Here is a 12,213-nt window from a genome sequence, read left to right as displayed (position 1 = left end):
CATGACGCCGACTCAGTCGGCGTTCGCTTTCACCTCCATCAGCAACCGCTGATTCTCCCTGAACAGGTGGTCGCGTTGTTCGGCCACACTCAGCAGGCCGTTTATGCGCCTGTCCATTTCTGAGTTTTCCCGATTCAGCGCGCCGACTTCGGCCAAGGCTTTCTTGAGCGATGCTTCGGCAGCCGATTTTCCGGTGGCCAGGTCATCGCTGAGCCGGACTAATCCTGCAATATTCGCTCGAGCCTTGCGCAGATGGACCTGTGTCTGAGTGAGTTCGTCCTCCAGCAGGGCGCATTGGTGCTTGTACATTTCCAGAGGCGTAGGGCAGCCAAGCCACGCCGCTGTGTCTTCGTCGATGTTCATGGTGGGTTAACTCAAATTCTGTATGCACATACAGTAGTTGAGGTGTATCAGTTTTGGGAGTGGTGTTCGTCGGCAGGACGCCGGAGAGGGGTACTACTGTAGGAATATCCAACGCTAAGTTATTGATTCTTATAGAGCTTATTGTCTGTTTTAGAAGCGCAGAAAAAGGGTATATTTACCTTATAGATCAGATGCTTGAGTCCGTTTCGTGGTCACCTTGACATGGTGGGGGTCGTTGGTTCGAGTCCAATCGCGCCTACCAAACAAAATCCGCTCTGCTGGGCGGTCTAGAAGGGCTCACCGAAAGGTGGGCCCTTTTTTGTTATCTGGGATTTATCCTACGGAAAACCCGACACCCCTCTCAAGTTTCCGCCACCCCGGCCGATGCAAGGAGCACTTCCTTGTTTTCGGACATTTGGCATGCTTATCAACATTGGCGGTCCCGCCGCAGTCGCAAGTACTCAAGGTGTCGCCACTTCCAGCGCGACGTCCACTGATACAGACGCTACCAAAGGCACCGGCAGCACCGGCGGCCTGACCGTCAGTACGAAGGATAATGCCAAAGGCGCTGCCGGCGTCAGTGGCGGCGCTGATGCGTCTTCCAGCTCGCAGGAATCCGATACGATCAAGCAGTTGAAGAAGCAGATCGAGCAGTTGCAGAAGCAGTTGCAACAGCAGCAGCAAGCCTTGCAGAAGGCGCAGTCCAGCAATCAGAGCGAGGACGCCAAGGCCGCAGCGGTTGCCGCGGCGCAATCCCAGATTGCGGCCACTACGGCGGCCCTGCAGACCGTGACGTCGGCGCTGTTGCAGGCTGTCGTGGCCGAGGGTAGGAAGACGGCCGGTTCGATGGTCAGCACCACCGCTTGAGCCCTGGAGGTGTGTTGAGCGGGCTCAGTCGCGCTTCAGCACACGTTCTCCTGCCGTCATCGGCAATCGGTACACGTCTCCCAGCGCGAGCGCGCCCAACAGCGCCACCCCGACAAACGCCACCCGAAAATCCGCGACCTGTGCCTGGGCGTCATGCCCTTGCAGGGTCATGGATGCCCGCAGGAGCAGCGCCGCCACCGTCACACCCAAGCCCATCGCCAGTTGGAAAGACATGCTGAACAGCGCCGAGGCCTCGCTCATGCGCGCCTTGGCGACATCAGCAAAGCCGATGGCGTTGTAGCAGGTGAATTGCATCGAGCGCGACAGCCCGCCCACGAACAGCACCGCTGCAATCACGGCAAATGGCGTCTGTGCGCTGAAGAGCGCGCACGCCATGATGGACGCGACGCCAATCACCCCATTCACCAGCAGCACTTTGCGAAACCCATGGCGCTGCATGATGGCGGTGGTAAACGGTTTCATTGCCAGGTTGCCGGCAAACACCGCGAGCACCAGCAAGCCCGCGTCCACGGGCGAAAGGCTAAAGGCGATCTGGAACAGCAAGGGCAGCAGGAACGGCAAGGCGCTGATGGCCAGGCGAAACAACGAGCCGCCAAAGACGCTCACGCGAAACGTGTTGATAGACAGGGTTTCCAGCGGCAGCAATGGGTCGCTGTGGCGCCGGCAATGCCGCACGGCCCACGCCGCCAGCAGCACCCCTGCGGCCACCACGGCGAAGCCGGCGATAAGGCTCTCGCCCGACTGGCTGCCCAGCCACTCCAGCCCGCCCAACAGCGCAACGCAGGCGCCTGCCAGCAACACAAAACCCTTGGCGTCGAACGTGCGTATGGTCGCCTCGCGACCTTCCGGCACCAGCCACAGTGCAGCGATCAGGGCCAGGGCGCCGAGCGGGAGGTTCACGTAGAAAATCCATGGCCATGAGGCGTGCGTCACGATCAGGCCTCCCGCCAATGGCCCGAGAATCGGCGCCACCAGGCCGGGCCAGGTGATGATCGCGATCATGCTCACCAAGTCTTTTTTATCGGTATTGCGCAGTACCGCCAGTCGCCCGACGGGCACCATCAGCGCGCCGCCGATACCTTGCAGGACCCGGGCAAACACGAACATTTCAAGACTTTGGCTCAGCCCGCACAATAACGAGGCGAGGGTGAACGCAATGATCGCGCCCGCGAATACACGCCGCGCACCAAAGCGATCGGCCACCCAACTGGACAGCGGGATGAAAATCGCCACGGCCAGGATGTAGGCGGTGATGCCGATGTTCATGTCCACCGGCGTCACCCCGAACGCAGCGGCCATGGTGGGCAGCGCGGTGGCGATCACCGTGGCGTCGAGGTTCTCCATGAAGAAGGTCACGGCCACCACCAATGCGATCAGGCGAGTCTGCAGGCTGAGGCCGGATTCGGTGTCGGGTTGTGGAGTGGTCACCGGCGCAGCCCCTGTTTCAGTGTGCAGTCGTCAGCGGACGCTGCTTGAGGTAGTCAACGAACGGCTCGAGATCCGCACTGCACAGCAGGTGCGCCACGCTGCGCACCTCGGCCTCTGGCCAGTCCCACCAGGCGGATTGGTCGAGGAGTTGGCGGGTCGGCTCATCAAAGCGCCAACGGATATGCTTGGCCGGATTGCCGCCGACGATGGAGTAGGGCTCGACGTTTTTTGTCACCACCGACCCGGCCGCCACGACGGCGCCATTACCGATGATGATGCCCGACAGAATGATCGCGTGGGAGGCGATCCAGCAGTCGTTGCCGATGCTGACGTCGCCGTTGCTGCCGCCAAAATCGCTGATGTGGGCCAGTGCCTTGACCTTGGCCGGGAAGGGGTAGCAACTCAGCCAGTCGGTGCGATGATGGCCGCCCAGGTAGATCTCCACGTCCCCCGCAATGGACGTGTAGGCACCGACGCGCAGCGTGGTGCCCTCGTTCCAATCGTGAACTTTTGGCTCCCCATAGGTGCCCAGGCCAAAGCTGTACTGGGGGTAACGGTTTCGCAGTTTCTGGGTAGAGCGTTCCAGCGGGCTCAGCGCTCTCAGCGCCTTGCGTTGCTGATGTTCGCGCCATTTACGCAATAGCTTCATGCCTTGGCCTTTGCAGATCTTCAAATCAGTGCGCCATCCTGAGCAAAGCGGGGGGTTGATGCAAGATCAAAGTGGCCTGATTGCCTGCTGTGTCACCGGTGCGCGCGGTCAACGAATCTGACGGCTGATGCCGACAAAATTTATTGGTGTGCAGCAACAGTTTTTCTTGTTGGACACCTCCTGTCCCAGGCAGCAAAGTTGCCGCCACTGACGCTCGACCTTCCGGGTCAACAATAAAAAAACCGAGCCGATTGCACGCCACTCCTTGCTGTGAACCCTTTGTTCACATCCTGCTCTCATGGCGCCGCATCGCGCATTCCAAGGACCTCTCCGTCATGCAAACTGTTGTGAACCTATGGCCGTTGATCGGCGTACTCGTGATCGTGGTTGGCTTCGTCTTGCGCTTCAATCCGCTGTTGGTGGTCACTGCCGCCGCCATCGCTACCGGGCTTGCCGCCCAGTTTCCGCTGGAGAAAATCCTCGCCACCATGGGCGACGGTTTCCTTCAGACCCGTGCCCTGCAATTGATCCTGTTGTTGCCCCTGGCCGTCATCGGCCTGTTGGAGCGGCATGGGCTGCGCCTGCATGCGCAGAACTGGATCGCACGCTTCGAGCGCGCCACCGTCGGGCGTCTGTTGATCATGTACCTGTTTGTGCGCGAGTCCACGGCAGCGATGGGCTTGACCAGCCTGGGCGGACATCCGCAGATGGTGCGCCCGTTGCTGGCCCCCATGGCGGAAGGCGCGGCGGAAAAACGCTACGGCAAACTCCCGGATAAAGTTCGTCACAAGGTGCTGGCGATGTGCGCGGCGACCGATAATGTCGGGCTGTTTTTCGGCGAGGACATCTTCGTCGCCTTTGGCGCAATTGCACTGATGCACACCTTCCTGCTCGGCTCTGGCATCGATGTTGAACCGTTGCACATCGCGGTCTGGGGCATTCCCACGGCGATCTGTGCGTTCATTGTCCACGCCATCCGGCTGCATCGATTCGACCGCCGCCTCACCCGTGAGCTGACCGCTGCCGCCGCGCCAGTGGAGGCCGTGCAATGATCATTTCCATCCAATACCTGTACTGGCTGGCCGGTGTGTTGCTGGTGATCACCGCCGGCATGATCGTGCTCGACAAGACCCATCCCAAGCGCTGGTCAAGTGCAATGTTCTGGTTGCTGTTTGCGGTGCCGTTCCTGGTAGGCGAGCGTCTGCCGTCGGTGGTGATCGGTTGCGGCGTGGTGGTGATGGCGTTGATTGCCGGCCTGGGCGGCGTGGGTCGCGGCAAGCATGTCGAGTTGCATGACAAGGCGTCTCGCGCCAGCGCCGGGCGCCTGGGGCACAAACTATTTATTCCCGCGCTGGCCATTCCCCTGACCACGGTGATCGGCTCGGTGTTGCTCAAGCACACCGAGATCGGTGGGGTGCCCCTGTTGGACCCCAAGAACACCACCTTCGTCTCCCTTGGCATCGGCTGCCTGATCGCCCTCGGCCTGGCCTGCTGGCTGACCCGCGATACGCCGGTACAAGCCCTGCGCGAATCCCGTCGCCTCACCGAAGCCCTCGGCTGGGCCATGGTGTTGCCGCAGATGCTGGCCATGCTCGGGCTGCTGTTCAATGAAGCAGGCGTCGGCACCGCCGTGGCCCATGTCACGACCACCTATATCAACCTGGACTTCAAGTTGGTCGCCGTGATGGTCTATGTGCTTGGCATGGCCTTGTTCACAGTGATCATGGGTAACGGCTTTGCCGCGTTCCCGGTCATGACCGGCGGTGTCGGCGTACCCGTGCTGGTGGGGATCTACGGCGGCAACCCGGCAGTCATGGCGGCCATCGGCATGTTCTCCGGCTACTGCGGTACGCTGATGACCCCGATGGCGGCCAACTTCAACATCGTGCCGGCGGCGTTATTGGAATTGCCGGACAAGAACGCAGTGATCAAGGCCCAACTGCCGACGGCGCTGATGATGCTGCTGGTCAATATCGTGCTGCTTTACCTGCTGATGTGAGGCGAACATGCAAACCCTGCTGCTGACAGGCTTCGAGCCTTTTGATCAGGACGCGGTCAATCCGTCATGGGAGGCCGTGCGCCAGTTGGACGGCGAGCGATTGGCGGCCGACGTACAGATCGTTGCGCGTTGCTTGCCCTGCGCCTTCGCAACGGCGCCCGACTGCCTGGCCCGGTTGATTGCCGAACTGCGCCCCTCGATGGTCATTGCCACCGGGCTAGGGCCCGGGCGCAGCGATATTTCCATCGAACGGGTGGCGATCAATATCAACGACGCGCGCATCCCCGACAACCTGGGCGAGCAGCCGGTCGATACCCCCGTCGTCCCCGATGGCCCGGCAGCTTACTTCACCACGCTGCCGGCCAAGGCGATGGTCAGGACGATACGCGAGGCCGGCATTGCGGCGTCGGTGTCACAGACGGCGGGCACCTTCGTCTGCAACCAGGTGTTCTATCGATTGCAGCACCTGTTGGCGGGTTCCGGGGTGCGCAGCGGCTTTATCCATGTGCCCAGGCTTCCGGGTACGCGCGAGCCGTCGATGGCACTGGCGAGCCAGGTCGAGGGCTTGCGCGTTGCGGTGGCCGTGGCCTGGCGCACGTCAGTGGATATCCTGGACGTTGGCGGTCAGGTGAGTTGACGGGGGCTTGCGCCGACGATGGCAGCCTGAATCATTTACGAAGTGCTCAACAGTGCGTTCGATTGAGCCGGTGATTCACACCCCGCGTGCCGGGAAAAACAACGCAAAGCGGGTGACGCCCTCGTCGCTGCTGACGCTGTAATGCCCGTTGTGCAATTGCATGATGGTCGCGACAATCGAGAGGCCCAGTCCGTTGGAGTGGGCCGAGCGCTCCCGCGATTGATCCACGCGGTAAAACCGTTCGAACAGGCGTGGCAGATGCTCGGCGGCAATGGTGTCGCCTCGGTTGGTGACCGTCAGGTGAGTACCCTCAGCCGTTGCAACGGCCTCGAGCAGCAACTCGCTATCCGGCGCACCGTACTTGATGGCATTCGCGCACAGGTTCGCCAGTGCCCGGCGCAGTAGAATCGGCTCGGCCCAGATCACGCCTTCTCCCTGGGCCTGAATGCGCATGTCTGCATCGCCCGCCGGGCCTTCGAAGTAATCGGCAATACGTTCCAGTTCATCGGCGGCGCTCAACGCCTGACGCTGGCTCAGGGCGCTGGCCGGGTCGGTGCGCGCGAGGAACAGCATGTTGTCGAGCATGCGCGCCAGGCGTTCCAGTTCCTCGACATTGGACGCCAACAGGTGCTGGTAGGCTTCAGGGCTGCGGTCCTGCTGCAGGGCGACCTGGGTTTCTCCCAGCAGGTTGTTGATAGGGGTACGCAGCTCGTGGGCCATGTCGGTGGACACCTGGCTCAATTGTGTAAAGCCCTTGCCCAGGCGCTCGAGCATGGTGTTGAACGCGTCGATCATTGGCAGCAGTTCCTTGGGCGCCCTGTCGCTGTCGAGCCGTTCGGTGAGGTTGCTGACGCCAATACCCTGCGCATGGCGCGCCAGGCGTCGCAAGGGCAGCAGCCCGCGGTGCACCAGCAGATAGCCCGCCAGTGCCAGCACTACCGCGGCGACCCCTGCGAGGAGGTAGACGCTCAACCGGTAATTGGCGAGCACGGCGGTGCGCTCGGTCATCAGGCGCCCGGAGGTCACTTGCAGGCTGCCCAAATCGCCCGAGTCGATGGAGGCGGCGACGATGGCGAACGGGACACCGTTCACCCCCGGCAAATGCTGTACGTCACTCAGGCTGAGGATGTGGCCTTTGCGCACCGGCTGTACCGACGGCAAGTCGATGCCCGTGGGGTTCACCAGCAACAGCGGTGTTTGCCCGGGCGTGGCGATGCTCAGTATCGACTCGCGATTGCCCAGCATGTTCTGGAACAGCTCGGGCTTGGTCTTGATCAGGTCCAGGGTGTTGCTGTCGTTGAGCAGGTTGCGCAGTTGATCGACGCGGGAGATCAGCGCGGCATCGTCACGCATGATCAGCTCGCGCTCAAGCTCGCGATACAGCGCTACCCCCAGGGTTGCCATGAGCACGAAGGCGAGCAGCGCGAAGATCAGCGCCAGCTTCAGGGTCAGGGAATGGTGAATCGGCTTGCTCATGGCTGGGTATCAAAGCGGTAGCCGATGCCACGCACGCTGTGGATCAGCTTGAGCTGGAACGGGTCATCGATTTTCAGGCGCAGTCGCCTGACTGCGACGTCGACCACGTTGGTGTCGCTGTCGAAGTTCATGTCCCATACCCGCGAGGCGATCAACGAGCGGGAGAGCACCTGGTCCTGGTGGCTGGCGAACAGGTGCAGCAGCGCGAATTCTTTGTTGGTCAGTGTGATGCGCGTCCCTGCGCGGGTGACGCGACGTTTCAATACATCGATGTGCAGGTCGGCGATCTGCAGTTGCTCTTCTTCCCGGGTCGGCCCGCGACGCGTCAGGGTGCGCAGCCGCGCCACCAGTTCGGCGAACGAGAACGGCTTGATCAGGTAATCATCGGCGCCCAGTTCCAGGCCTTTGATGCGGTCGGCGATGTCATCGCGGGCGGTCAGGAACAGGACTGGCGTGTCCACTTCCTTGCGCAGGCGACGCAGCACTTCCCAGCCGTCCATCCTGGGCATCATTACATCCAGCACGATGACGTCGAACGGCATTTCCAGGGCCAGGTGCAGGCCGTCCACACCGTCACGGGCGAGGCTCACGGAATAGCCCTGTTCCTGAAGGCCATTGAGCAAGTAATTGCCGGCCTTGGGTTCGTCTTCGACTACGAGAATGTTCATGGGAAATGCCTTGGTCCAATTCGTCGCGCAAGTGTAGTCCGATCAGTTGCCACCGGGGCAGCCCGTGGCATAGACCTTGTAGTCCAACACGTGCTCTCGGCCCTGGTGGTCAAGGTAGTCGAAGCGCACGGGGACGAGGCCGCACTGGCCGAAGGTGTCGGTGCTCGACAGCACTTTGGCGACATCCATGTGTACGAAAAATCCCGTCTGGTCGTGGATGACGGGCTCGGCTGCGAGCACGGGGCCCGCGCTGAGAAGCGCGGCAAGGGCGATGATCAAGGCTTTCATGAGGATTACTCGGGTTGTGGGGTGGGTGCCACGTCATGGCAGTCATTTCACGGTAACCAAGCGTCCCGGACAGCCCGCCAACAGAAGGATGACAAGTTTGTAATCAAAGGCCCGTCGTGCTGGCAGCGTTTACAAGCGCGCAGGCGGTCCGTAGATTGCTCCGGCCCTTTGCATCGTTCCCACTCACAAGGAATTCACGCCGTGTCGATCCCTGGTCCAGCCGTAATCGCCCGCCCTTACCGCGCTTTTCTGTTTGATATGGACGGTACTCTGCTCAACTCCATCGCTGCCGCCGAGCGTGTGTGGAGCACCTGGGCCGAGCGGCATGGCCTGGATGTGCCGCGCTTCCTGACCACCATCCACGGCGCTCGCGCGATCGACACGATCACGCGCCAGTCATTGCCCGGTGTTGATCCTGAAGTCGAGGCGCAGTGGATTACCCAGGCCGAGATCGACGATGTCGAGGGGGTCGTGGCGATTGCCGGTGCTATCGAGTTTTTGAACAGCCTGCCGGGTGATCAATGGGCCTTGGTGACCTCCGCTCCTCGGGCACTGGCGTTGCGTCGCTTGCAAGCCGCAGGCATTGCGCCGCCGGCTGCGCTGGTAACGGCAGAAGATGTGGCCCTCGGCAAGCCGAATCCCGCGTGTTATGTGCTGGGGGCCCAACGCCTGGGTGTTCCCGTGCAGGACTGCCTAGTGTTCGAGGATGCGACGGTGGGCATTCGTGCGGGGGAAGCGGCGGGGGCGGATGTGATGGTGGTGACGGCGACACACCACACACCCATGGTGACGCAGCACGCCTCGATTGACGGTTACGAACAGCTCCGGGTGCAGCGCGACGCTGATGGCCTGTTGCACTTGCACAGTCATGCGGGCTGATGCAGATGTGCCGTGGCCTGTGAGTCTTCGCCAGCCGTTACAGTGAACGAAAGGGCTGGCTACTGGGTGCACTTCAAGGCGTCTGGTTTTTGTCCGGAGCAGTCAGGCCGGCCTGGATGCGCTGGTAGATTTCCTCACGATGTACGGCAACGTCTTTCGGAGCATTGATGCCGATTCGTACTTGCTGGCCGCTTACGCCCAGGATGGTGATCGTGATGTCATCACCGATGTTTATGCTTTCACCGACTTTGCGGGTGAGTATAAGCATGGACTTCTCCTTGATTACTTTTAAGGACACATGTTTCAGACAGGGCAGGTGTCGGATGTGTGTAGCTTACTGCTAAGCGCTTCCCTGTGACTGCCTCTTTTAGGACGCATAGAGGCGACATTAATTCCCATGGCGGCATCATACAGGTCTGCGATACATCATTCGCATTGTTTAAGCCAACGTTTATGACGGCCAGAATAGACAGTGAATGATAAAGTCGCCTCTTTATCCTTAAAGGAGCAGGGCAGTGCGTAAAGTAGCGATGGCAATTGCGGTGTTGGCATTGGCCGGTTGCGGTGAAGGCAAGCGCGTAGACGCCCCCAAGGCCAAGCCTGCCGTGGTCGAAAGCCAGCCTCAGGCCGGTGCGATTGCCGCTCAGGAATGGGACGTGCGGGTAGGTCCGCCCGACCATAAGTTGCAGGCGATTACCGACCTGACCGCCTGGTTGCTGGAACATGGTTTCAATTTTTATATCGTCAAAGTCGACGGCAAGGACGAAGTGCTGCTGGGCCCGTTCGCGACCAGGGCCGAAGCCGAGGCCAAGCAAACCCTGCTCAACGAGAAAATGGCCCGCGCCAAGAAAACCGATACCGTGTCCGAAATCATCGAACACACCCCCGCACAGTAACGCTTAGGCTGGGCGGAGTTCCCGCCCGCCTTCAGCCACGGGCCTTGAGATTCACCGGGCCGACAAATTCATTGCCACGCCCCATCACGCAGGCCACCGTCTGGTTGCGCTGGCGCTCCCAGGCTTGCACCGGGTAGGTCCTGTTCCAGGCTTCGTAGAGCTGGCGGTCCTGTTTTGACAGGCGCAGCCCTTATTGCTTGCTCATGTAGAAATAGGTTCGGGCAATCATTCCGCGAATGGACGGACGCGGCATGACCTTCTTGGCCTTGAAATCCACCTGGGTCAGGCATGAGCCGTACTGCCCGCGTTGCACCGGCAGCCAGCCAAAACTGAAGTTGTTTCGACCGCGGTTTACATTCTTATCCGATTGGGCTTCGCATTGAAATTTTAAGATTTTTGCAAAAAATCGTTTAAATTCAATATCTTGATTGATATTTTGCTTGTCGAAGACTCCTATAGAATCGTGTCAATGTTGACATTTTAGGGTGTCGGCAAGGTCGGATCCTTCCCGACGAACGGTATGTTATGAGGCGGGTTTTTGTAACCCCTATTCTCAGGCGCCTCACGTTAATCATTTTCAAATCACCTCAGTTGCTCCTGAAGCTGAACCTTTGGAAAGCTTTCGCATTTCTCTGCGCTTGTTTACCGCGCAGCTTGCTCACACCCCATCTAGGCAGTGAGTGACACGTGATCCAAATACGGGCCTCTTGCCATCTTTTCCTTATATGCTCCGATCACTGCATCTCCCCCAATCCTAGGTTTTCGGGAAAGGTGTCGGCCTCTGCAAGGCTGCAACTGATGCGTAATTGCCGCCTGTATATCCACCGAGGCGAGCCACTCCTGTGCGGGAGGTGGCTACGTGTCTTACCGTATTCCCGTGGGCACGCTGTAGTTGTGCGGTAGCAGTGAGGTTTTGTGCTTGGATAGTGATGTTGAAACGCTTGATACCTTCGCCATGGTGGCCTCAGTGGTGTATTGAACAGGTGTCCCATCCTCGCCAATCACAGATTTGCCGTCATGGAGCAACCCAACAGATATGGTTGAGCCTGCGAGGCCCCTCAAAAAATCGCTGGTGCCATCCTTAGGGTCGACCACCCAACAGAATGGATATCCAGTGAGAACATGGCCTGTTTCCTCGCCCCATCAACCAGTTATGTCACTCAGCCTGGAGCGCATGAGATAGCCGGCAGCAGCCCATCAAACGTTCGAGAGGCTTTCACAGTGCCTCCTACGTCGTTCAGAAACGTGGCGCTGAACTCGCTAGACGAATGGTGTTGAATGACCAATGTATCTATGTATACTAAGATACATTGCGGTTGAGTCCTGTCAAACCGTCCACAGGTGAGAGTGATGGCGATTTCGAAATTTCCGGTTGTAGCCAATGAGCGCTCCCGCACTCTGGGAGACCAGGTGGCTGATTCTATCGTGAGCGCTGCGATTCACGGGCATCTTGCACCTGGTGCTCGCCTTATTGAGGTTGAACTGGCTGAGGCGTTTGGCGTTAGTCGAGTACCTGTCCGTGAAGCCCTCAAGACCCTTGAGAGCCAGGGTATCGTCGTCACCACCAACCGTGAGATATGTCTAATAGATGTAGATCGGGAGTCGCTGGAGCAGATGTTGTCTGTACGAGTGATACTGGAGACTCACGCAGTGGAGTTGGCAATGAGTGCGATTGCTAAAGACAAGAGGCTGTTAGAGCCTTTTGAAGATGCTCTACACAATCTTCAAGGTGCAATACGTAAAGGTTCGGCATTTCTCGCCGCCCAAGCGGATATGGACTTTCATCGTGCCATTTACCTGGCAAGTGGTAACCGTACACTGGTGGATATTTGGGATCGGATGTCTCGCAAGATTCTGATTGCCGTGGGGTTGAGGGTTCCAAACATCAAAGTATATGAAGATCACGAGCGCTTACTGGAAATTTTAAAGACCTACGACCTTGTTCAATTCAAGAAGGCTCTCGTGCCGCATGTGTTGGAAGGTGTGAACGCCGACTCTTCCCTCAAACTTGAGGAAATCACCGCGTAGGTGGTTTTTTTAAG

Annotated in this window: 14 protein-coding genes and 2 pseudogenes; 7 read left to right on the top strand and 9 right to left on the bottom strand. The window is 59.5% G+C overall.

Annotated features, from left to right (window positions below):
- Positions 1 to 12: 12 nt before the first annotated feature.
- A complete protein-coding gene (locus tag CQ041_RS20705) occupies positions 13 to 363 on the bottom strand; it encodes a hypothetical protein (protein ID WP_105524112.1) in 351 nt (116 codons plus the stop codon).
- A 420-nt stretch (positions 364 to 783) separates the two neighbouring features.
- Between CQ041_RS20705 and CQ041_RS20695 the strand changes: the two genes are divergently transcribed.
- Entirely contained in the window at positions 784 to 1,230 is a 447-nt protein-coding gene (locus CQ041_RS20695) for a hypothetical protein (protein WP_105524111.1), read from the top strand.
- A 24-nt stretch (positions 1,231 to 1,254) separates the two neighbouring features.
- Here the strand turns inward: CQ041_RS20695 and CQ041_RS20690 are convergent, their stop codons facing one another.
- The gene (locus CQ041_RS20690) at positions 1,255 to 2,679 is read right to left on the bottom strand and encodes a DHA2 family efflux MFS transporter permease subunit (RefSeq protein WP_146116081.1); all 1,425 of its coding nucleotides are present in this window, start codon (positions 2,677 to 2,679) and stop codon (positions 1,255 to 1,257) included.
- A 16-nt stretch (positions 2,680 to 2,695) separates the two neighbouring features.
- On the bottom strand, positions 2,696 to 3,328 hold the full coding sequence (locus tag CQ041_RS20685) for a CatB-related O-acetyltransferase (RefSeq protein WP_105524134.1): 633 nt from the start codon (positions 3,326 to 3,328) through the stop codon (positions 2,696 to 2,698).
- A 335-nt stretch (positions 3,329 to 3,663) separates the two neighbouring features.
- Between CQ041_RS20685 and CQ041_RS20675 the strand changes: the two genes are divergently transcribed.
- The 3 genes from CQ041_RS20675 to pcp are packed head-to-tail and all read left to right on the top strand — an operon-like array spanning position 3,664 to position 5,964.
- A complete protein-coding gene (locus CQ041_RS20675) occupies positions 3,664 to 4,380 on the top strand; it encodes a DUF969 domain-containing protein (protein WP_105524109.1) in 717 nt (238 codons plus the stop codon).
- Positions 4,377 to 5,327 (top strand): DUF979 domain-containing protein, encoded by a 951-nt coding sequence (locus tag CQ041_RS20670; protein WP_105524108.1) that lies wholly within the window; start codon positions 4,377 to 4,379, stop codon positions 5,325 to 5,327. Before CQ041_RS20675 ends, CQ041_RS20670 begins: the two co-directional genes overlap by 4 nt.
- Before the next feature lie 7 nt (positions 5,328 to 5,334).
- Positions 5,335 to 5,964, top strand: coding sequence for a pyroglutamyl-peptidase I (gene pcp, locus CQ041_RS20665; RefSeq protein WP_105524107.1), 630 nt, complete (start codon positions 5,335 to 5,337; stop codon positions 5,962 to 5,964).
- 75 nt (positions 5,965 to 6,039) lie between these two features.
- Here the strand turns inward: pcp and CQ041_RS20660 are convergent, their stop codons facing one another.
- The 3 genes from CQ041_RS20660 to CQ041_RS20650 are packed head-to-tail and all read right to left on the bottom strand — an operon-like array spanning position 6,040 to position 8,396.
- The gene (locus CQ041_RS20660) at positions 6,040 to 7,440 is read right to left on the bottom strand and encodes a heavy metal sensor histidine kinase (protein WP_105524106.1); all 1,401 of its coding nucleotides are present in this window, start codon (positions 7,438 to 7,440) and stop codon (positions 6,040 to 6,042) included.
- A complete protein-coding gene (locus CQ041_RS20655; protein WP_105524105.1) occupies positions 7,437 to 8,108 on the bottom strand; it encodes a heavy metal response regulator transcription factor in 672 nt (223 codons plus the stop codon). Before CQ041_RS20655 ends, CQ041_RS20660 begins: the two co-directional genes overlap by 4 nt.
- A 42-nt stretch (positions 8,109 to 8,150) precedes the next feature.
- A complete protein-coding gene (locus CQ041_RS20650; protein WP_105524104.1) occupies positions 8,151 to 8,396 on the bottom strand; it encodes a DUF2790 domain-containing protein in 246 nt (81 codons plus the stop codon).
- Positions 8,397 to 8,597: 201 nt separating this feature from the next.
- Between CQ041_RS20650 and CQ041_RS20645 the strand changes: the two genes are divergently transcribed.
- Positions 8,598 to 9,275 carry an HAD-IA family hydrolase gene (locus CQ041_RS20645; RefSeq protein WP_105524103.1) on the top strand — a complete coding sequence of 226 codons (678 nt, stop codon included), beginning with the start codon at positions 8,598 to 8,600 and terminating at the stop codon, positions 9,273 to 9,275.
- Between the two features lie 73 nt (positions 9,276 to 9,348).
- Here the strand turns inward: CQ041_RS20645 and csrA are convergent, their stop codons facing one another.
- On the bottom strand, positions 9,349 to 9,543 hold the full coding sequence (gene csrA, locus CQ041_RS20640; protein WP_003192511.1) for a carbon storage regulator CsrA: 195 nt from the start codon (positions 9,541 to 9,543) through the stop codon (positions 9,349 to 9,351).
- A 262-nt stretch (positions 9,544 to 9,805) separates the two neighbouring features.
- Here csrA and CQ041_RS20635 point away from each other — a divergent pair, with 262 nt between their 5' ends.
- Positions 9,806 to 10,171: an SPOR domain-containing protein gene (locus CQ041_RS20635; protein ID WP_105524102.1), complete on the top strand. Its 366-nt coding sequence runs from the start codon at positions 9,806 to 9,808 to the stop codon at positions 10,169 to 10,171.
- Between the two features lie 31 nt (positions 10,172 to 10,202).
- Here CQ041_RS20635 and CQ041_RS20630 read toward each other — a convergent pair.
- A pseudogene (locus tag CQ041_RS20630) lies at positions 10,203 to 10,595 on the bottom strand (endonuclease); the annotation flags it as partial.
- A 554-nt stretch (positions 10,596 to 11,149) separates the two neighbouring features.
- Positions 11,150 to 11,314: pseudogene (locus tag CQ041_RS26905) on the bottom strand (inositol monophosphatase); the annotation flags it as partial.
- Positions 11,315 to 11,521: 207 nt separating this feature from the next.
- On the opposite strand from CQ041_RS26905, the gene CQ041_RS20620 reads away from it, so the two are divergent.
- On the top strand, positions 11,522 to 12,199 hold the full coding sequence (locus CQ041_RS20620; RefSeq protein ID WP_105524101.1) for a GntR family transcriptional regulator: 678 nt from the start codon (positions 11,522 to 11,524) through the stop codon (positions 12,197 to 12,199).
- Positions 12,200 to 12,213: the final 14 nt, after the last annotated feature.

It is taken from the genome of Pseudomonas sp. MYb60 (assembly GCF_002979555.1).
GTDB lineage: Bacteria > Pseudomonadota > Gammaproteobacteria > Pseudomonadales > Pseudomonadaceae > Aquipseudomonas.
The sequence above is the reverse complement of the archived record's forward strand: the minus strand, read 5'-3'. Positions and strand labels throughout refer to the sequence as shown.